Raw genomic sequence first — 20238 nt, 5'->3', positions numbered from 1 at the left:
GCTCCGGTACGCGCTTGCTTCCTTTCTGTTCCGCCACGCCTCGTCCGGAGTTACTGAACCGGCAGACCGTGGAAAGAGGCCAATCATCTGCGGGAGAAGCCTGTGTTGGCAGTCTACTTTTCCAGTTTCGCATTGCTTGTTCTCTCGCAACTATTTGAGTGGCACCGACGACGAAGCGAGACACCGAGTCGAGCGCTCTACTGGGTCAGCACGTTTAGCTACTCCACATCATTGCTGGTGATGGTATTCGCTGCCGCCACGATCGTCATAGGCAGCTAGGACAGATGCTATTTGAGGAACGTCTACCATGCCGGCACGAATGAGATGGCTGTGCCAAGGATATCGAGGTATGTACATACATGTCGCGGCATTCGAGGAACCCAGCGAGCCTACTCGAACGTGCGCCCCCGGGCCGAAATGGCGCTACAGGATGGCTATCCGATACACGGCAGACAGGGACGATCGGATATTTTTCGAATCCTTCGACGAAGAGGATGACTACTACACGCGCAGGGCGGCGGAGCAGGCAGCGCTTCACTATGGCAGGTTCGCGGTCGATCTTATTTATGGCATGGCTTGATGAAGCGCCGCGTCTCACCATGAAGAGCGACAAGACTGATTCCATGCGCCGTTCGCAGCGACGCGCGACCGTCAATCGCTAGCCACCTGCATTCGGATTGAAGGCACGAGACAGTCTGACAAGGCGATGGTGGGCACTCTCAAGCATTGATGCAGTACCTGAACGCCGTCACAGAAAGTGTGTGCCGGACCGTACCACACGTGGAGCGACATAATGGACAACTACCCTACTGCAAACTGCAAGGGCTTTGATATCTACCCGTTGGTCTACAAATTCGACTCGCCTCGCGAATGGCACGAGCGTCGGCCAGACCGCACATACAGCGCATCCGTGGTCATCTGTCGGGAAGGTGAGCCACCGAGCGGAAAGAGCGCGCGCGTGTTTCACGTTCCAGACATGCAATGGGCTGACTTGGGCCTGGCAAAGCGTGCGGCCGTACGACACGGCGAGCACATCATCGATGGCCAGGTCGTAGGTGAGTCGCTAGCTGGCCTCTGATCGAAAACGCTCATTGCGCCGCGCAAAAACAGCGCCATACGTCCTTCCAGAGAAGGCGTCATCGAGCGTGCCCTGACCAAAGGCGCCAGGCTCATCATTCCTACGCCGCATCCTGGACCGCAAAACCTACGATGGCACTCCTCAGAGCAGCACTGCTTGGCATGATGCTGGCAACAGCGTCCTCCGCACATGCAATACGTTGCGAAGGCAGTGGCAAGACGCTTTACACCCAGGAATTGGCGTGCCCAGATGGCTACGGAATCGTTGACGGCTCGCACCAAGGCAGCGTATCGGTGCTTGGAAAGAGCGAGCACGTGCGGGAAAACGAAGCGAGCTTCCTGTCTGACCGCATCTTGGAGCGAGAGACGATGCGCAGTCACGAAGCCAGAATCAAGATGGCATCGGGCGTAGATCAATCCCGCGCTGAAGCGTGCGAAGCCTTGGGTTATCAAGCGCGATCTGTTGATGCGGCGATGGAGCAACCGAACGATCCGCACGCACTCAATGCCTTGCGCAAGCTCCAGCGGAACATCCGGGAAGAGCAGCAACGAAACGATTGCTAGTACTGTTGGGCACACAACGCTACGCCCGCCGCAGTGGACATTGCCTGGCAAGCTCGCCTCTGCCCGGCAAGGATTGCATAAAAGTGGTACGATGCGCTGCCGTCGATGATATTCGACGCATGCGCCGCCAGCACGACATCATCACTAGAAGAGCGTCATCGGCCACCCGGGTGTACTCCGGGTCTTCGAGGCAACTACTGCCCGTAACCATATCCGACCGGCGGCACGTCCGCTCCGCAACACAGCGCATGTACACAACGTCGCTGGCTTGCGCAAGTCAGGTCAATGTTGCACCCGTCGCCACCCGCCTCAGCACGCGCATCGACGACGCAACCTATTTCTCCTCAATAGGGCCACCATCAGGATTGGTGGTTACGACGAACCCCGATCGACCTGCTATTGCCTCGCAGCGGCGTCGACTCGAAACCGAGAACAATTTGAATCACGATTCCACGCCCTTCACCGTTTCCGTTTACCCAATTCAGCAAGAACCAGGTATTTGGTTCGCAAGCTACATGATCTCCGAGTATCGGGACGGCGCCGAACGCGTAGTTGCAAACGTTTCGATGCGCCACGCCACCCATGGCTCGGAAGCCAAGGCCAAGCAGGCGGCCCGCAACGCTGGTGACGGCGCTGTTGCCCACATGGACCGCAGTCGTTTGAACGGCGCCCTACGAACCTCCCTACGCTATTCGCGTAACCCCGCCTGACACTACGGAGCAATACATGGCTAAAGAAGAATTGGTGGAATTTGGCGGAAAGGTTTCGGAAGTGCTTCCGGACAACCGCTTTCGCGTCATCCTTGAGAACGGGTTCGAGGTGTGGGCCTATTCCTCGGGTCGCCTCAAGAAGAATCGCATACGTGTTCTCGCAGGGGACCGCGTTACGCTTGAGATGTCGCCATACGACCTTACGAAAGGACGTATCAACTATCGCCACAAGTCTTGATTGCGAGTTGGAGACGGGCTCACCAGGCTGTAGAGCCTCTGTCGATCGTACTGGCTGTCGGGATTAGGCAATAGCGGCGGCGTGGCATACCGGAGCGAACTCCACGTACAACGGCCGCGCCGTCAGGATTTGCGATGGTTCGTCGGATCGAAGGATTTCCGCGCTTTGATCTGGCCATCACGGTCGTGAATAAAGAGTTTGACCCCGTCCTGCTTTGCGGCGTCTGTGGCAGCAGCAATTGCCTCAGCTTCTGTCGGAAACAGAACAGTGGCGCCGTTCGGCCCCTCCACGACCACAATCCAACCTCGGTCGTCATCCGGCATGACGTGGATATTTCGAGAAGCCATGATTGCCCCCAGGTTGATGGCGCTGTAATGACAGTCTCGCGTAGCCAAGTGCGTCTCCGCAATCAGGCGCTGTCCCACGACGGGTAACGCACCTCTGTTGCGCATAGTCAGCTGACCGTCCACGACGTTTCGGGCAATCCAGCGCAAACCAACTATGCTTGTCTTGTTAGCAGACAGGTGAGAATGGTGAAATGATGATCGAACCCATCCTGCTGGTCGCCACGCGCGTTGCGACATTCGATGGGCAGCAGGCACTGACCAATGCCACCGGTTTTTTCTTCGAGCGAGACAATCGCCTGTTTGTTGTGACAAGCCGGCATGTGCTGTTCGATGAGCCAAGCAAGCACTTCCCTGACCGGATCGAGATCGAGTTGCATGTCAATCCGGAGAACATGGCGGAGTCCATCGGCTTCTCCATTCTGCTGTATCGCGACGGCAAGAGTGTTTGGCGCGATGGGCTCGATACCGCCGGTGGGATTGACGTGGGCGTGATCGAACTCGACCGCGCTGCGTTGCCGCCAGAGATGGTCTATCGGGCCTTTACGCCCGCTCACCTGCATAGGCCGCACGACCTCATCGAAGCGGGTACTTCGCTACTGATTGTTGGCTTCCCGCTGGGCTTTCATGACACGCTTCACCATTTGCCCGTGGTACGGCAGGCGGTCATCGCCTCCTCATTCGGCATGCGCTTTAAGGGGAAGGGCTACTTCCTGACCGATGCCCGGACGCATCGCGGTACCAGCGGCGCACCGGTCGTCACGCGCATCCTTAGTACCGATGCCGGCACCCACGCGCTGCCATGGATGCTGCTCGGCATTCATTCGGCGCGCCTGGACGTGAGCTCGCGGGACTTCGAACTAGACGAAGCCCTAGGTCTGAACTCCGCCTGGTACGCCGATATCTTGCTGCCGCTCACGGAGAAATGACTCCCAGGCTCAAACTGGCAGCATCAGCATCATTCGTTGCAGACGGCAGTACTTGCCACAGCAGGGATAGCGCATGGAAAGGCGAATGGCAAAACACCCTGGGATTGCGCGGTGGGACGTTGACGTGTCCTACACGTCGGCCCACGTGAACATGGTGCCAGCGTCGATTATTTGGATAGCATAGGCTCGCGCGACAACCATCGCCTCGCCATCAGAACGGAATATGCCAGGAGCGACAAGGTAGTCCGTTCTTCGATCGAAGATGTTGGCCGGGGAGCTGGAACCATATATCCGAACCTCACCAGTCCACTGCGCTCGCTCTTTGGATGCGGCGGAGACTTCGTAGCCGAAGTCTCCATGCCGATGAATCGGACCCACCCTCGCGTCGACCCAACGCATGCCAGCACTTTCAGCCTTCTGCAATGCCTCTTGCGCTGTTCGATAGGCATCGGGACCAAGATCGATCACATGATCAATTGCCGCATCGGCTTGATGCTCCGTCACAATCAGACGGGGGTTGTACTCGCCACTGGCAAGCAATTGCGGATTGCAGTTGATGATGTGCCGCCTGTAGGTGGTAGCCATTTCAAACTCCCAAGTTAGCGCAAGCCTAGCATGGCGAAAGAACGCCCCATCATCTTTAATCAGACCCATGGTGCACGCCATCCTCGACTACCGCCAGAACGCAGACCCAGCCGATCGTGAAGCCTCAGTCGAAGGCTAGCGAGCCAGGAAACCAGCGGAGCTTGATCGTGCCCAACCTGATTCTCGTCGGGATGAGAACTTGGTAGCGCAGTGTGAGACTAGACCGGATTCTTGTCGATTCGAAGCAATGCTTCGTCCATTGCGTCGATCGCCGCAAGCTCGCGGGTAGGATAGCTGCTTCCATGGCTGCTAAATGTCGTGCGGCCGTCGATGGTATAGGTCCAGCACCAGTCCCCGTATGTCCTCTCGACAACGTCAAACTTCAGGTGTCGATCCTTGTACATCAGACTCTCGAAAATGGTTCTCGCATTCAGATTCAGCATGATCTAGTAACCCTCGATACCCGTGAGGATATCAATCGCAGCCAACTCCGCGTGAGCAGCCCGTTGCGCACCTTAACACGCCTCGTAGAGCGTGCGCGGCCCGGATTGGTAGCAACCGCGGAGCGTTTGCGTGCGATTGCTACACAAGTTATTCCTCTGGTTTCGCGTCACGACCGGGCCTGACGGGACGCAAGCGCGGCGCCAGAAAGACCATGGGTCACCGCAACGTAGCGCACCACCGCGGCTTCGGTAAGAAGCCTTCAGAATCCATTTAGTATTCGTCGACACCCAGGATCTGATCGATGGACGCCCGCGCGGCGAGCTCGCCCACCAAATGTGCCCAGCGGCGCGAAAACGGGGACCCCAACACCTTGAGGCGCACACCGTAGACGGCATCGCGAGCTTGAATTGGCCCCCTGATCTGGAACCAGGTATCAAACATCCCCTCCGACGTGTTCAGCAAATCAATGCGTATCGCAAAACCTCTGTACTCTGTCGTGCGTTGCATGATCATCTCCAAGTCGTTTTGACATCCTTCGCAAGGTCAAGCCCAAAATCGAAAGTGACATCGCAGATAATTGGAGGCCAGGCAATCATACCCACCTGAAGTTCGGCATCAGGTCGTTGTGCTCGTCAATCGCTACACCACCCAGTTCGTGAATCAGCTGCTTCGTGGATTCCTTGTAGTTCGAGTCGCAACTGGAGATCATCAGCAACTGGTCTGGTGTCATTTGCGCTTTCCGCCGCCGCAGTCCGAGACGGCCAATCCTGGTGCCGACGAATCCGCCGACCCACCAACCGGTCATTGCGCCTAGCGTCACAGCACCAACATACGCAATGGCAGTGGCACTTGTACCGACCGAGACTCCGTATCTAAAAACAGCCAGTGCGGCAATAATCGCGCCGACGAAGATTCCGCTGATCGCCAGTTCTTCGCGATACGTGGTCTGACCAACGTCGATGCCTGGCAATCCATCCACTGGCTGATTGTCGCGCTGTGCAAACCAAGGCCCCACTACCAGTGCTGATGTATCGGCAAGTTCGCCGAGTCGCGCCTGTACCAATCGGGCCGTGACGACATCTTTCAGAATGAAATACAGCAACGTACGCATGGTGTTACCTCGCTCAGCCTTACTTTTTTTGCCGGCGAGCCGACGGACGACTGTGGAGTGATTTCGCCTCAGCGCGGTCCCAGTCGAACAAAAGCGTGGCTGCCCCATGCGATTGAGTTGCCACCATGCGTATGAATCCAGGTCTCCTTGTCGACCTGGTGGTCACGCGTAAGGCGCGGGATGGGCACACTTCAGTCGAGAAGTATTGCAATCGCGGGGCGCCGATCGCATCGATCCTGGCGCACGTCCGATTTTCTTGGATATTGAGGATATTGGCGAGCAGACGTCGCCGCGTGGCATCTTGCATGGAGTTTCCAGGAGATCCCCGTGAGTGACTTTAGGAGTCACCAGTCCTCAGACGTCGTCGAGGGGGAAGCCCGGAAACGAGCGAAGGCGCTCCGAAAACCCATGGTCGTCGGAAACGCTCTAACTAAGAGTATAGGGGGACGTTGTATCCGCTCCTATCGCCCTTACAAAATGGCTCGGCAAGCGTTGCCCCGTGTACTTCCGGTTGGACACAATGCGGTCGGCTTGCGCGCCGGCGAAGTGGTGGCGTTGAAGGGCACGCCATCAATTGACGCAGCAGGTTGCCGCAGGCTCGATTGACGAGCCGCTAATGCGGTCGTCTCAGGACGTTGCTTCTCGGCCGCCTCCTGTGGAACACGAAGTCGGCGCTCACGCGCCGCGATCCACGTCCTAACGAGGTTCGGAATGCCGCCGTACGCCATTGCTGTATGAGCCTGTGCGGGCAATCGTCGCACAGAGTTTCGAAGTCCTTCTATGGAGGCGATAGCGATTAACCAATAGGCTAAAGGTATCGAATAGCTCGCCCCCAGAGAAGAATCTCCGCCATGTCCGCCGTCGCGACAGACAATCAATGCCAGCGAAGTTCCGGCCGCTTTGTGCGCATATGTGAGCAAATCTGCCACTTTACGCTCTGGATCCTGCCGGCCTGCTTCCTGCTGTTCTTCACAGTGCTGTTCCTCATATGGCAGCGCCCGACGCTTGGCTGCTGGTTCGCGCCGGTCGCGATCCTCCTGATGGCGGCCGCGACGGGCGCTTTCATGGTTGCCAGTCTTGTGTGGCGCACAAGGTACATTGATGCGGGACTTCCGGCACCTGCCTCAGCCCCAACGGTTCGTTCCTCGCTTGCGGCTGTGCCGATTCGTTTGGAGCAGATGCGGACACGCACGTGCAGTGGGCAGTGCCGCGGCGCGGGCCAGTTCTCGGTGGCTTGCTTTCATGCGCAATGCGATAGCGCGCCTGATTCCGCTGGAGAACGCGATGGCGGGCCCTGACGAAATATCGACGCCATCTGATAGCTAGACCCATCGCAAAACTCGCCATGCATCGCCAAGTTAATATGCGGTGCCACGTCAACTAGAATAAATCGGTGCGGTTCCTCTGATTCATTGAGCGCGCATCACCAGTGCGTCCAGCACCTTTCTGTCTTTTGAAAAGCGGGGCGAAAATGTCGAGCGCTATACATCACGTGGAAGTCGTCGTCGCAGACGACCATCCCATCATTCTGATGGCGGTTACGAACGCACTGGGCACCCTTGGCTTTCACGTCCGCTCGAAGGTCCGCTCCGGCGCTGAGCTGCTCGACGAATTGGCTCGCGACGGTCCCTGCGGACTGATTGTGACCGACTTCACGATGCAGGGCGACCGCGACGAAGAAGATGGTCTACGCCTTATTGGCCGATTACGACGGCTCTATTCCGACACGCCTGTCGTTGTGTTCACCATGCTTACCAACGGTGGCATCCTAAACCGGCTTTGTAGCCTGGGCGTGGCCGGCATCGTCAGCAAGGAGGAGTCGGAGAGTACGCTAGCGCAGATCTGCCATCGTGCGCTCGGCGCTAACCAGACCTTGCTTTCCCCAAGGATTGCAATGCGCCTCGGGCAGGATGGCGGTACTACGGAGGCGTTCCGCAACACAAACCCGCTCTCTCCCAGTGAACTCGAAGTTGTGCGCCTCTTTTCGCTCGGACTGTCGGTCACCGACATCTCCAGGCGCCTGAATCGCGCAGTCACGACCGTTGCAACGCAGAAGCGCATGGCCATGCGCAAGCTTCATGTCGAAACCAATGCCGACCTGATCCGCTATGCATCTCAACACGGATTCCGTTGATGGAACGCTTGCTCGCGTCATCGCCTTCGTCGCCGCTCAAGACGCTTCGGGAACTTGACGCGAATCTGAAACGCGAGCGCCGGGTGTTCTCGATGGTGATCGGGCTACTCGTTTTCGCGGCGCTGTATGCGGCGGGCTTTACCGCGCTCAGCGTTGGATCAAACGCCCTGCAGCAGCAATGGCAACAACTAAAGCAGGCTGAGAACGAGAGCAATGAACTGCTGTTGCGACGCTATTCCCTGCTGCTAGGCTCCCGCACGTTATTCGGCCTCGGAGAACTGGGCGGGCTTACGCGCGGGACAGCCCGGCCACCGGAAGCGTGTAGTCCGACATTTGAGGGACTTCGTGATACCCCAGAGCTTCGCAGGGTGTGCGACCGTGCGGTGCAGATTTTCGCACCATACGGGATGCAGCTTCCGCTAATGTTCGTGCGTCTCGACGGCAATGCCGGATTCAGCCACCAAATTTACGCTAGGCCGGAGGACGGCAGCTTGCGCGCGGATCCAGGTGCCGCCATGCGGATACTGGTCAGTGCGGCATTCAAGCAAATTACTGCAGATGACGCAAATCGATCGCTTTCCCCAGCGGATGCCGTCCGCGAAGTTCATTGGTTCCGGCCACCCGCTGCGCTCGGCTTCGCTCCGAGTCTGGTGCTTGGCGCGATGCTTGTCCAACGCAACGGGCCGCCTGACGCGCTCATTATCACGGCTGTCGACGTCCGTGAACTCCCGATGCCAACCGTAGAGGACACCGACGCGGCGTTGCCCACTCTGATCGATCCCGCTGGCCAGCCGCTTACAGGTCCGCTCTCGACCGCAACCGTGCTGAACCTGGAAAGACAGCTCGCAATGAAGACAGAAGAACGCTTCCATTACGTCTCAGGCGTCGGCTGGGTGTTGCATCAGAGACCACTCGCTCTTGGCTTCGGGCATTACCTGCTTTCTGTTACATGGCAGCAGTACTTCGCGCTGATCCGCGTGCCACTGCTGGCAATCTTCTTCATGACAGCGGCGCTGATCGCGCTGCTGCTGGCAATGGCGCGCTACTGGAACCACCGCTTCCTCACGCGCACCTACGCACGAGCGCAGCGCGCGCTCGAAGGGGAACTGATCAATCATCTGCTTGTCCATGCGACGCCGGTCGGTCTGTGCGTGGTGCGTCAACGCGATTTTGCCATCGTCGTCGCAAATCAGATTGCCCGCAACGTGCTCGGCCTCGAGGACATTGCGACGACCCTGCCCGACGCGCTCTGCGCGGCGCTCGCCCCGCGCTTGTCGTCGCCCGCCCTCGCTCCGAGTGCGGATTCACCGCCGATCCACCAGTTCGTGTTCAGCCTGGAAAGCGTTGTCGGTGACAGCATGCACCTTGAGATTACCTACGCACCTGCGAAGCTCGACGGTGAGGACGTGCTCTTCTGTGCAATTAATGATATGTCGGGACACTACGAAGCCGAGCAGTTGCTCCGCGAGGCGAAGCACACAAGCGACGAGGCTGCGCGCGAGAAAGTGCGTTTCTTCGCCTCAATGAGCCATGAGATTCGCACGCCGCTTGCGTCGCTCGCCGGCAATCTCGAACTGGTGGCCCTGGGTACGCTCGCGCCCGAACAGGCAGCGCGTGTACAGGCAATGCAAGCTTCCGCGATGAGCTTGCTGCAGATAGTCAACGACGTTCTAGATTTCTCGAAGATGGATGTCAGCGAACTGCGCCTCAGCGAGGAATGGTCGTCCGTCACCGACTTGCTTGACCGCGCTGTAATCGCACATGCGCCGCTCGCAGTGCGTCAGCGGCTGAGCTTCTACTTGGTGATGGACCGTACGATACCCGCGCAGCTGAGATTTGATCGAGTGCGTCTTGGCCAGATTATTGACAACCTGCTCTCGAACGCGTTCAAGTTCACGCCATCCGGAAAAATTGTCGTCCGCGCATGCTGGACAAACGGCGAGTTGAAGATAAGCGTCGCGGATTCCGGTGTCGGCATCGATGATGACTTGAAACGGCGGCTTTTTCGTCCGTTCACGCAAGGTGATGACCAACGCCTCACGCGCGCCGGCGGCACTGGTCTGGGCCTTTCGATCTGCGCACGGCTGTGCAATCTGATGCGCGGGAGAATCGAGCTCGACAGTACGTTGGGCGTTGGCACGCGGATCACCGTCACACTGCCACTCCAGGCCTGCGCCACTGGCACGGCTGGGGCCGAATGGACACTGACAGACCAGCGCGTTGCGATTCTGTGCCGTGCGATCGAGAACCAGGAGTGGCTGACCAATCTGTTCGATCCGAAGAAGAATCCTCCCTTGTTGTTGTCCGAGCATGAGCATGCGCAACCACAAGCGCTCGGCGACTACCTGCTTGTGACCGACGAGTACGCTCCCCATGAGGTACTAAAGCTATGGGGTTCTTCAAACAACGTAGTCTGGCTGCGCCAGAATGGGCCGCTCGTGCCTGTCCTGCGCGAAGACGGCAGCGCCGAGGTCTGTCTTTACAGCCTCTCTGGCATTCGAGCGGCCACGCAACTGCTGCGCGCGATGCCAGAAGCCACCACCGATGCGCCGGCCGGTCAGGCAGGCAAAGAACGACCACCGGGTGGCCGCAACTATGGCAGCCTGACCGTGCTCATTGCCGAGGACAATCTTCTCAACCGTGGGCTGTTGCGCGACCAGTTGAGTACGCTGGGCGCAAATGTCGTCGAAGCAGCGGATGGCAATGAAGCGCTCACCAAGCTCGACGCCGGGCATGTTGACATCTTGCTTACGGATATCAACATGCCCGGGATGAGTGGTTACGAGCTGCTGGAGGCGGCACGTAGGCGCATTCCCTCGCTCCCGGTTTACGCGGTGAGCGCGAACGTGCGTCCCGAGGACGTGGCGCAAGGTCGTGAGCAAGGTTTCACCGATTATCTGAGCAAGCCTGTGGCGCTTGCCGGACTCGCGCGTGTGCTTGACGATGTGGCGAACCCGGATCAAGCGCTGAGAAACGAGTCAGTTGTTGCGGACAAAAATGGTGCCGGGATTGTCTCGGCCTCGCAGGCGACGGCAGCGGCCATCGATACCGATCTGCCACGCTTTCCTGCAATGCCTGCGGAGTACGCGAGCATGTTTGTTGAGCAATGCCACCGCGACCTGGCGATGCTTGATAGTGCCGTCAAGTCCCAAAGCAATAAGGCGCTCGAAAGCTGGGCGCACGGTGTCTCGGGTACGCTGTCGGTGTTGGGGCCGTCGATGCTTTATGAAGCGTGCCAGGAGCTGCGGGCAACCATTGCGGATACTGAGAGCTGGAACGACAACATTGAATCGCTAGCGCGCGTGATTGGCGAGGAGCTTGCGGAAATGCTTGAACGGCTGGAGGCGTTGTCAACCTGAGGCGGCCGGGACACGCCAGGGGCAACATGCCCACTACTCAGAAAGCAACGGACAGATCTCGGGCAACTTCGGTGTATTCGCGCCTGGCCGCTCGCGGCGTGTCAGGCCCAAGGGACCGGAGAGCGGATCCGCAGCGGCTTGTGAAGGATCGGCTGAGGCCTTGAGTACAGGAACCCCTGCACGCAAACGTTGCCGTAGGATCTCAGCCACGACGCTTGGCGCGGCGTCTCGACACCTTCGACCACGACGGAAAGCCCGAGGCGCTCCGCCAGACCCAGCATCGACGAGACGACTGCCGTCGCACGCGGCTCGTCAGGCAGTCCGGTGGTGAAGCACTGATCGATCTTGATGCCATCAACGGGCAGGGTGGTCAGGTGCTGGAGCGACATGTATCCGCATCCAAAGTCGTCGAGCACGATGCGTACCCCGAGCTGGCGTAGCTCGACAAGCCGTTTGATGACGAGTTGGCGATTCGTGAACGGCACGGTTTCGGTGATCTCAAGCTGCAGACGCCGTGCGTCGACCCCATACTCGTCCAAACATTCGCGCACTACACGCACGAAGTCGCCGTACGCCAGTTGCACTGCTGAGACGTTCACGGCGATCGACAGTTCGTGCATTGCCGACTTTCGCCACGCACGCAGGATCTGGCACGCCTCCTCAAGCACAAACTCGCCGATAGGCACGATAAGACCGTTCGCCTCAGCGAGTGGAATGAATGCGACAGGCGACAGCACGCCGCGTTCCGGATGGCGCCAGCGCACGAGCGCCTCGACGCCGGTCATGTCCCCTGTTTGCAGTCGGAAAACCGGCTGGTAGTCCACGAATAGTTCGCTTCGCGCAATGGCATCTTGCAGAGCTTGTTCAAGGTGGACATCAACGGCAATGGTATCAACGGGACGGCATGTCATGTGCGACGTTTGGCAATTGGCAATTGGCGTTCAACGTTTGACTCTGAGAAAGGCCGGAATTCTGGCAAGTGCTTCGCGCAGTTCTCCATTGACAGAATAAATTGTGTCTGTCGCGTACGACATAGAACGATGTCGAAAAGCTGGCCACTCAACGGGCGCCCAATGTCGCGCGGCCCATTTACCAGTCGGCGCCTTTTCGTTGCGACGACCAGCCGCCAGCGGCGGCGATCGTGGGCGCCTTGACCTGACTTGTCGAGGACTGACCGGGGTTCTTGACTATGCACATTTGGCCTTGCTGACAAAGGGCTGAGAACCAAGAGTGGTGGTGCCAGATTAGAAGCCTTTCGATAGAAGGCACCATAACCGCCTCCTAGACTGAACACGTTGAGCAGACAACAGTCATCAACAACATCGAAACCTACTCATCTGGTCTTTCATCATGAACTTCCAAGCCCCCCACCGCACTGATGCTGGCAGCCGGCACAACCGCAATCGCCGCCGCCACGATCACATTCAATGGCGCTCTATTGGCAGACACCTGCGTGGTCAATGCCGGCGCTGGCGATAGCTTCACCGTGACGCTGCCTGCTGTGCAAGCCTCGATCCTGACCACCAATGGTCAGACCGGCGGCGAAACGCCGTGCGACGGATGCAACCGGAGCCGGTTCAGTGGCATCGAACGTCACCAATCAACTCGCCTATCAGTAAGGAGTGCGGCGCATGCATGGCGCCGAGGCTAGCGGGAACAATCCCGGGCCATCAGCACCCTCATCCGATGACGAAATTCCACACCGAATATGGATCCATCATGAATACGATGTACAAACTCCGCCCCCTCCTTGGTGCAAGTCTTCTGGTCTTTGGCATTATGGCCGGCATGCAGGCGCATGCCTCAGTCGTGATCGCGGGAACGCGGGCTATCTATAACGCGCAAGAGCACGAAGCCACCCTCAAGATCAGCAACAAGGGCAAGCAGCCTGCCCTGACCCAGGCCTGGATCGATGCAGGGGACGCCAACGCATCGCCGTCTGCCATCGCGGCCCCTTTCACGGTGACCCCACCCGCGGCTCACATCGACCCTGAAGAATCGCAGACACTGCGTATCCTCTATACCGGCAAGGCATTGCCCAAGGACAAGGAATCAGTATTCTGGCTCAACTTGCTCGAGGTGCCGCCCGCGTCAGAAAAAGGCCAGGCCGACCAGAACTACCTGCAGGTAGCGGTCCGCTCCCGTATTAAATTGTTCTATCGTCCGGAAGGACTGAAAGGCGATGCGCTCCATGCCCCGCAACAGCTGACGTGGCGCCTGGTGCGTGACGGCAAGACGCAGGTCCTCGAAGTCCGCAACCCTACGGCTTATCACGTGTCGCTCGCCAGCGCAGAGGCTCGTGCGGGCGGCAAACATGCCACGTTCGAGGGCGGCGACATGGTCGCCCCGGGAGAAACCCAGCGACTCCCGCTCAAGGGCGAGATCACTCCGACTGGTGACGCAACGGTTCACTACCGTTCGATCAACGATCGAGGCAGTGTCATCGATGGTGATGCGCCACTGCAAGGCGGCGCCAAACCGTTGGCCTGAATTTTGAAGGACGAGCGCATAGCTACGCCATGTTGGCCGCACGCCGGGCATCATGGCGTCACGCGCTACAGCATGGCGCGCACTCAACGTATGAGGCCGCGACGATTATCCTCTGGGCCAGAGGATCAACTGTGTGTTGCGAAAACTAGCGATCAGGGCGTTGTCGCCACCGCGACGGACCTCTGCATCCCAGACCTGAGTCGTGCGCCCTTTGTGAATGGGACGCGCGGTGCAAATCACAATGCCATCACGGGCCGTTCCAAGCATGTTGCTCTTGAGCTCCACTGTGGTGAACCCACTGGCCCCTGCTGGTAGGCTTCGCACGGTTCCATAGCCGCAGCATGTGTCTGCGAGCGAGACAACCGTTCCTGCATGCAAGTAGCCATTCCAGGCGCCCAAGGCACGACGCACTTCAAGCGTCGCCACTACTTCATCGGGTTCCACTTTGTCAAAGTGCATGCCAAGAAGACCAGGCAAATAGTCAGCACCGGCCGCATTCCACTCTTCCAGCGTAACGGGGGGAGTAATGTCCATTAGTTACCTCGATGGTTACAGGGCAATCTCGCATTCTACTGGCCTTCCCGGCCCGTCGGCGCCGCGACAGGAGTCAATCAGGCCGCAGCAACAAACGGACACCCAAACGAGGAATCTACCGGCGGCAATCCCGCTTCGAGCCGTAACCCATGCGCACTCGCTGCTGCCCCCTTTGAGCCACGCCCGTCGTCGGCCGTGTGTGCGTTTGCCGTTTAGCACAGAACGCGCGAGATCAGCCTCATCCATCGCAGAATTATCGGGAGACTTCTATCGTCATCAGTCGATCTCAAGTCTGGAACGCAAAACCACATCACATCCCCAGACCCACAGTGCAATCTTCGTCTCTGACCCAGGATGTAAATTCTTATGGCACCCTCATAAAATTGAGATCACTTCGTCAAAGAGATCGACTGAGGAAATTCAATTATACGAATAGACATTATGCTTATCGCTAAATAAGTAATTCGCATCAATCAGTATCTGACCGCGCAATTCATAATACTGGCGATGCAATTCCGGCTTGGCCGGCGGCAAATATTCCAACAACTTATCTTTCGCAAGCGGACGTTATCTATGCAGTAAGTATGATCATCCTTCTTCGTTAGTCGAAATTAACCTATTAACCATCTTTCAACTATTTCTCTAACATCAGTGTTATGAAATTCTAAATTGTCCCTGACGCCCAATCCCCCTAGTTTTCTCTGAGGTAACGCAAAGATCGCTACGGGAGCTGCTCATGTCAAAAAGAAGCATGTCACCACCGTTACTCCGAATGCTCACCGGATTTGTCATCGGGGCAGGTCCGTATGGAATGGTGCAAGCGCAGCCACCGGTGTTGCCCGCGGATCCGAACTCGGAAGGCGGGGGACTGACAGGCCCCAGGGTTGGGCAAGTAACTGGTGCGGTCCCGCCGACGCAAATCGCTTCCGGCACAACGGCGGCAACGAGCGGCAATACCAATCCCGCCTTGTACGCAAATGGCCTGACGGGTGGCGTTGGTAACGGAATTGTGGTCGCCGGAGGGGGTGGCATTACTGCAGAAAACTTGTCCGGAACCGGACTCGGCGTAGCCACCGCCATGAATGGCGGCACGATTGACCTTGGCACAAACTCGGTGGTCAACGCCGTTGGCAGTGGTTCCGCATCCGGGATCATCGGCGCTACGGCCGTTTATGCACGCTACGCCTCCGGGTCCTCGATTTCGACCATTTCGGCACAAGGCCTGAGTGTAAGCGCCTCATCGGACAAGCCTTACGCGATCTACGCGCATACAGATAGCCGGATCACGTTATCTGGACTGACAACGATCAGCACGTCCAGCAACGGTACGCAAGGTTGGGGCCTTGTCTCGAACGCAGCGGGCGTGCTTACTGCGCAGGACGTCAATATCACGATGGGCGGGATTGGTGGAGTGTACGGGGACTACCAGATCGGCATTTCGGCCTATGACAGGGCAAAGACGACCGCGACCGGGAGTGTCACGATTGATGCGACGGGCAACAGCGGCACAATCCTCTTTGCCAGGTATGCCGACGCAGTTGTCAATGTCAATAATATCTCTGGCTCCCTGCGAGGCGTAGGCAGTACTGCCGAGATAGCTGGCGCAAGTGGCGGCGGCTCCGTTATCGTTCCGGGCGCTGCCCAGCTTGCGGTGAACGCAGCAACCACCGCCACCGGCTTGTACACCAACGCTGGTGGCTCGGTTACTTTCTCCGGCAATTCAACGCTGACCGTCAATGGCACAAGCGCAGCAATTGGTCTGAATACCTACGAGGGGGGGTCGCTGGTGCTGGCGAACAGCGCCATGACTGTTGCCAGCGCTGCCGGCGGCAGTACAGGCGTCGCTATCGAATCAGAGGCCGCGGCAGCAGGCACGCCCTCCACGATTACCGTAAGCAACTCGACCATCAGTTCCAATGGTGATGGTGTACGCGTGACGGGCGGCACGCTGAACCTGAACTTGACCAACACGACGCTTAGTAATGCGTCGTCGAATGCTATTCATGTTGGCGATAACGCCGGCCAAGCTGGCACCCTGAACTTTCTCGCCGATGCAGGCAGCCATCTGACAGGCAGTGCTACCACCGTCGCCGGCAGTATCGCGAACCTGACGCTTTCCAACGGAAGCACCTGGACGATAACGGGGGATTCCAACTTAACGAACCTCGCAAACAATGCGAGCCTCATCAGCTTCGCTGCCCCCGCAGTGTCAAGCGGGACGCTTTCCCCCCAATCCGTGACACCAGGCTTCAAGAGCCTGACAGTCAACAACTATGGTGGCGTCGGCGGGACCATCGCACTGAATACGATGTTGGCAGGAGATGGCGCACCGTCAGATAGGCTTGTTATTGATGGCGGCACGGCATCGGGTAGTTCCAAATTGCGTATAGCCAATGCCGGAGGGCAAGGTGCATTGACGACTGCCAACGGGATCACAGTGGTGGACACCGCAAACGGCGGGACCACTGCAGCGGGAGCCTTCGCGCTCGACGGGCGCGTCGTCGCGGGGGCATACGAGTACCAGCTATTCCGTGGCAGTTCCGATGGCTCGAACGCCAACGCCTGGTACTTGCGTTCGGAGGCAACACCCGTGCCACCCGATCCCCCAACGCCGCCCGAGCCACCCAAACCGCTCTATCGACCTGAAATAGCGGCCTACCTCGCAAACCAGCACCTCGTGGGCGAGATGTTCGTCCACAGCCTGCATGACCGCTTGGGCGAGCCTCAGTACGTCGAGGGCCAAGGCTTCAATCCTGACCAGGACAAACCCCGCTCGGGCTGGCTGCGCGCGGTCGGCAACTGGCAGGGCAGCAAGAGCGCCAACGGCATCTTCAAGGCCAGTACCAATTCGTTCCTGCTGCACGGCGGCGCCGAGCTGGCCAAATGGAAGCTCTTCGGCAACGGCACGGACCGGGGCCACCTCGGTCTGATGGGCAGCTATGGCTACGCCAACACGAATGCCACCGCGCAGGGCAACCCGTTCAGCGCCAAGGGCACCGTCGAGGGCTGGAGCGTGGGTGGATACGCCACGTGGTATCAGAACGACGAGAAGAAACTCGGGGCCTACGTCGACACCTGGGTGCAGTACGGCTGGTTCACCAACCACGTCGATGGGCAGTACCTGCCCTCGGTGCGCTACAACGCGCAAGGCTGGGCCGCGTCTGGCGAGACCGGCTATGCGGTGCCGCTGCGCAATGACTGGATCATCGAGCCGCAAGGCCAGTTGATCTATGTGGGCTACAACGAATCCGACATCACCGAACCCACCGGCACCAGCATCACCGGCGCCAGCTCGCACGGCTGGATCACCCGGCTCGGCGCGCGTTTTCATCGTACATTCTTGCGCCCTGACGACCGCAAGATTCAGCCATACCTGACGCTGAACTGGTGGCACACCAGCGTTTCCAGCAGCATCTCGTTCAATGACCTGCCGCTGGGCAGCATGTATCCGAGCAACCGCTACGAGGTGAAGCTCGGTGTGAACGCGGATCTGGGCAAACGCTGGACGGCATGGTCCAACGTGTCAGGCGCCTGGGGCGCGCAGAGCTTCTACCAGTACGCGCTGCGCGTGGGGGTGAAGTATGCATGGTGAGCACAATCGCTCACGCATAGTCACCGTGACGACACCACGCCGTCTGGCCATGTAGACGGCGAGTCCTCCTATTCTGTACGCGCGGACAGACCGCTATACGTATCCCCGGCGTAAATCAAGTCCCGGAATCAGCGCCGCCGAGGCCATCGCAATAGCAGCATTGGAATCATGGCGAGCATGTTCCATCCTGGCCAGAACTTCGCGAGCGCCAACGCAGCAATCGCGCAAGCTGCGAACATCCTGCTGCGATAACGCAATCGCTTGGCGGTGGCTGTCGCAGTAGTCGCGGCATCGAGCAGTAACTCAGGATGTTTCAGCACGTGTGCAATCCTGCGCCACATACACAGGGCAATGCATAGTAAATGGCCACTGTATAGCTGGGATGCAGTCGCCAGATCCCCGTACGCTCCTTGCACTGAGACGGTACAACGATAGCCCGTCTCAGGCTGTGTTTGCTTCCGCACCGACCTGATGACATCCAGCGTGTGTGAATACATCGAGAAGCAACGTGGCGACAACCTGGTCCCTCGCAGTTCCCGACGATGAAAGGTATCCCAACCCGATTGATCGCCCTCTCGGTGCATATTTGACTACATCTCGCCGCCTCAGGACCGTAGTGAGCACGTCCCGGTACAACTCCATGAACCGTTGATACCCGTACCCGGTTCTCGCAAGGACCGGAAAAATTGTCAGGCTCAACAATGTCAGAAGCACACCATGCGCAAACTCATAATGGGCATTGTGGAATTTCGCGAGAAGATGCTACCGCGGTACGCAGAACAGTTCAGCAAGCTCGCGCTCGCGCAAACGCCTGATGCGCTCTTCATCACATGCTCGGATAGTCGGGTAGTTCCGGACCTGCTCGCATCGACGCATCCCGGCGATCTTTTTACGATGCGCAACGTTGGCAATCTGATCCCCCCGGCAACTGCGGAAGGGGTCTCGACCGGCGATCTCTCCGAAGCAAGCGCAATCGAGTACGCGGTGTTGGTGCTGAAGGTCGCGAACATTGTCGTGTGCGGTCATTCCGAATGCGGCGCCATGAAAGCTGTCTATTCACGCAACCCGAAGCTGAAAGCGCCAAATCTGGATAAATGGCTTTATCACGCCAGCAACGCGGCCTTCCGCCTCGAACATGAGGGTGCGCTCGATGAAAGCCTGAAGCCGCACGACCAGTTGTCACAGCTCAACGTCCTCGTGCAGATCGAACATCTGATGACTTACCCGATCGTACGCCGGCAAGTCATGGCGGGGGCGCTGGTATTGAGCGGCTGGTGGTTCGACATCGCGACCGGCGACATGTACGCCTATGAGCGGGCAAGCCGTTCGTTCGAGGTCATTGATCGCGCGCTGGCCGAGCGGCTTACTTCGCGCCTTGCCTCGCGCGCGCGGTGAAGGCCGGGACGATATCAGCATGGCCATCCGTACCACGCGCGACGCGCTCTCTCGCATTTTCTACCAGCGCTGTTTCTGGCTCTTTTTGGTGTTGCTCACGCTCATCGGCGCGGTATCGTTTGTCCCACCGAGCGACAGTGGCCGCCTCGTCCTGAACATCGTCAATATGTTCCTGCTGCTGGCGACCGTGGCAGCCGTCGGCCGCACAACCCTGTCGTTCGTGATCGTGCTGTTGCTTGCCCTCCCGGCCATGTGGTTCCAGTACCTCGGCCTTTGGCACGATGACGACAGCAGCCTCGCCGTATCCTGGCTGTTCAGCGTTGCGCTCTACTTCATCACCGTCGCGTATCTTCTCCGCTATGTCTTCCAGCCCAGGATCATGACGCCGGACAAGCTGTTTGGCGCCGCTGCCGCCTATCTGCTGATCGGCGTCCTCTGGGCGTACGTCTACGCGAGTATCGGATTCTTCTATCCGCAGTCGTACATGGTCGTCGGGCAACCGGGAAGGCTCGTCTACGCCGACGCGCTTTACTTCAGCATAACCGTCCTCACGAGCACAGGCTTCGGCGACATCACGCCACTGACGCGGCCGGCACGCGGCATGTGCATGGTGGAACAGATCACCGGCAGCTTGTTCGTCGCGATCCTGATCGCCCGCCTCGCCGGTGTTTATCCTCCGCGAGAGAGTTACACAGACGAAAAATCCTAGTGCTGTCCCGTCTCAAACTGAAT

Annotated in this window: 19 protein-coding genes; 12 read left to right on the top strand and 7 right to left on the bottom strand. The window is 58.6% G+C overall.

Annotation, left to right across the window (positions count from 1 at the left end):
- Positions 1–793 precede the first annotated feature (793 nt).
- The 4 genes from K6G35_RS23375 (at position 794) to infA (ending at position 2589) form a co-directional block, all read left to right on the top strand.
- Positions 794–1078 carry a hypothetical protein gene (locus K6G35_RS23375; RefSeq protein WP_008646233.1) on the top strand — a complete coding sequence of 95 codons (285 nt, stop codon included), beginning with the start codon at positions 794–796 and terminating at the stop codon, positions 1076–1078.
- Between the two features lie 131 nt (positions 1079–1209).
- A complete protein-coding gene (locus K6G35_RS23370) occupies positions 1210–1641 on the top strand; it encodes a hypothetical protein (RefSeq protein ID WP_317915490.1) in 432 nt (143 codons plus the stop codon).
- A gap of 248 nt (positions 1642–1889) precedes the next feature.
- Positions 1890–2351, top strand: a complete 462-nt coding sequence (locus K6G35_RS23365) for a hypothetical protein (protein ID WP_234707063.1) — start codon at positions 1890–1892, stop codon at positions 2349–2351.
- A 16-nt stretch (positions 2352–2367) separates the two neighbouring features.
- Complete coding sequence (gene infA / locus K6G35_RS23360) at positions 2368–2589, top strand: translation initiation factor IF-1 (protein WP_008646230.1); 222 nt, start codon at positions 2368–2370, stop codon at positions 2587–2589.
- Positions 2590–2711: 122 nt separating this feature from the next.
- Here the strand turns inward: infA and K6G35_RS23355 are convergent, their stop codons facing one another.
- Entirely contained in the window at positions 2712–3059 is a 348-nt protein-coding gene (locus tag K6G35_RS23355; protein ID WP_008646229.1) for a DUF2188 domain-containing protein, read from the bottom strand.
- A 71-nt stretch (positions 3060–3130) separates the two neighbouring features.
- On the opposite strand from K6G35_RS23355, the gene K6G35_RS23350 reads away from it, so the two are divergent.
- A complete protein-coding gene (locus K6G35_RS23350; RefSeq protein WP_008646228.1) occupies positions 3131–3862 on the top strand; it encodes a S1 family peptidase in 732 nt (243 codons plus the stop codon).
- 129 nt (positions 3863–3991) lie between these two features.
- Here K6G35_RS23350 and K6G35_RS23345 read toward each other — a convergent pair whose 3' ends face one another.
- The 4 genes from K6G35_RS23345 to K6G35_RS23330 form a co-directional block, all read right to left on the bottom strand.
- The gene (locus K6G35_RS23345) at positions 3992–4516 is read right to left on the bottom strand and encodes a hypothetical protein (RefSeq protein WP_241227871.1); all 525 of its coding nucleotides are present in this window, start codon (positions 4514–4516) and stop codon (positions 3992–3994) included.
- Positions 4517–4665: 149 nt separating this feature from the next.
- Positions 4666–4851, bottom strand: a complete 186-nt coding sequence (locus K6G35_RS23340) for a hypothetical protein (RefSeq protein WP_234707066.1) — start codon at positions 4849–4851, stop codon at positions 4666–4668.
- A gap of 310 nt (positions 4852–5161) precedes the next feature.
- Positions 5162–5398: a hypothetical protein gene (locus K6G35_RS23335; protein ID WP_035884004.1), complete on the bottom strand. Its 237-nt coding sequence runs from the start codon at positions 5396–5398 to the stop codon at positions 5162–5164.
- Positions 5399–5483: 85 nt separating this feature from the next.
- Complete coding sequence (locus K6G35_RS23330; RefSeq protein WP_495676392.1) at positions 5484–6002, bottom strand: hypothetical protein; 519 nt, start codon at positions 6000–6002, stop codon at positions 5484–5486.
- A gap of 851 nt (positions 6003–6853) precedes the next feature.
- On the opposite strand from K6G35_RS23330, the gene K6G35_RS23325 reads away from it, so the two are divergent.
- The 3 genes from K6G35_RS23325 (at position 6854) to K6G35_RS23315 (ending at position 11495) form a co-directional block, all read left to right on the top strand.
- A complete protein-coding gene (locus K6G35_RS23325; RefSeq protein ID WP_008646222.1) occupies positions 6854–7300 on the top strand; it encodes a hypothetical protein in 447 nt (148 codons plus the stop codon).
- A 173-nt stretch (positions 7301–7473) separates the two neighbouring features.
- The gene (locus tag K6G35_RS23320; protein WP_495676391.1) at positions 7474–8136 is read left to right on the top strand and encodes a response regulator; all 663 of its coding nucleotides are present in this window, start codon (positions 7474–7476) and stop codon (positions 8134–8136) included.
- Complete coding sequence (locus K6G35_RS23315) at positions 8136–11495, top strand: hybrid sensor histidine kinase/response regulator (protein ID WP_495676390.1); 3360 nt, start codon at positions 8136–8138, stop codon at positions 11493–11495. Before K6G35_RS23320 ends, K6G35_RS23315 begins: the two co-directional genes overlap by 1 nt.
- A gap of 101 nt (positions 11496–11596) precedes the next feature.
- Here the strand turns inward: K6G35_RS23315 and K6G35_RS23310 are convergent, their stop codons facing one another.
- Positions 11597–12406: a putative bifunctional diguanylate cyclase/phosphodiesterase gene (locus K6G35_RS23310; RefSeq protein WP_186426266.1), complete on the bottom strand. Its 810-nt coding sequence runs from the start codon at positions 12404–12406 to the stop codon at positions 11597–11599.
- Positions 12407–13214: 808 nt separating this feature from the next.
- On the opposite strand from K6G35_RS23310, the gene K6G35_RS23305 reads away from it, so the two are divergent.
- The gene (locus K6G35_RS23305) at positions 13215–13985 is read left to right on the top strand and encodes a fimbrial biogenesis chaperone (protein ID WP_186426268.1); all 771 of its coding nucleotides are present in this window, start codon (positions 13215–13217) and stop codon (positions 13983–13985) included.
- A 105-nt stretch (positions 13986–14090) separates the two neighbouring features.
- Here K6G35_RS23305 and K6G35_RS23300 read toward each other — a convergent pair whose 3' ends face one another.
- Positions 14091–14519, bottom strand: coding sequence for a PaaI family thioesterase (locus tag K6G35_RS23300; RefSeq protein ID WP_186426269.1), 429 nt, complete (start codon positions 14517–14519; stop codon positions 14091–14093).
- 772 nt (positions 14520–15291) lie between these two features.
- Here K6G35_RS23300 and K6G35_RS23295 point away from each other — a divergent pair.
- From K6G35_RS23295 to K6G35_RS23285, 3 genes are all read left to right on the top strand, one after another.
- The gene (locus K6G35_RS23295; RefSeq protein WP_286962481.1) at positions 15292–18111 is read left to right on the top strand and encodes an autotransporter family protein; all 2820 of its coding nucleotides are present in this window, start codon (positions 15292–15294) and stop codon (positions 18109–18111) included.
- Between the two features lie 717 nt (positions 18112–18828).
- Positions 18829–19506, top strand: a complete 678-nt coding sequence (locus tag K6G35_RS23290) for a carbonic anhydrase (RefSeq protein ID WP_186426270.1) — start codon at positions 18829–18831, stop codon at positions 19504–19506.
- Positions 19507–19525: 19 nt separating this feature from the next.
- Complete coding sequence (locus K6G35_RS23285; RefSeq protein WP_008646213.1) at positions 19526–20215, top strand: potassium channel family protein; 690 nt, start codon at positions 19526–19528, stop codon at positions 20213–20215.
- Positions 20216–20238: the final 23 nt, after the last annotated feature.

The sequence above is a fragment of the Cupriavidus sp. HY129 genome (genome assembly GCF_059492215.1).
This window is presented reverse-complemented; position numbering and strand designations above follow the sequence as displayed.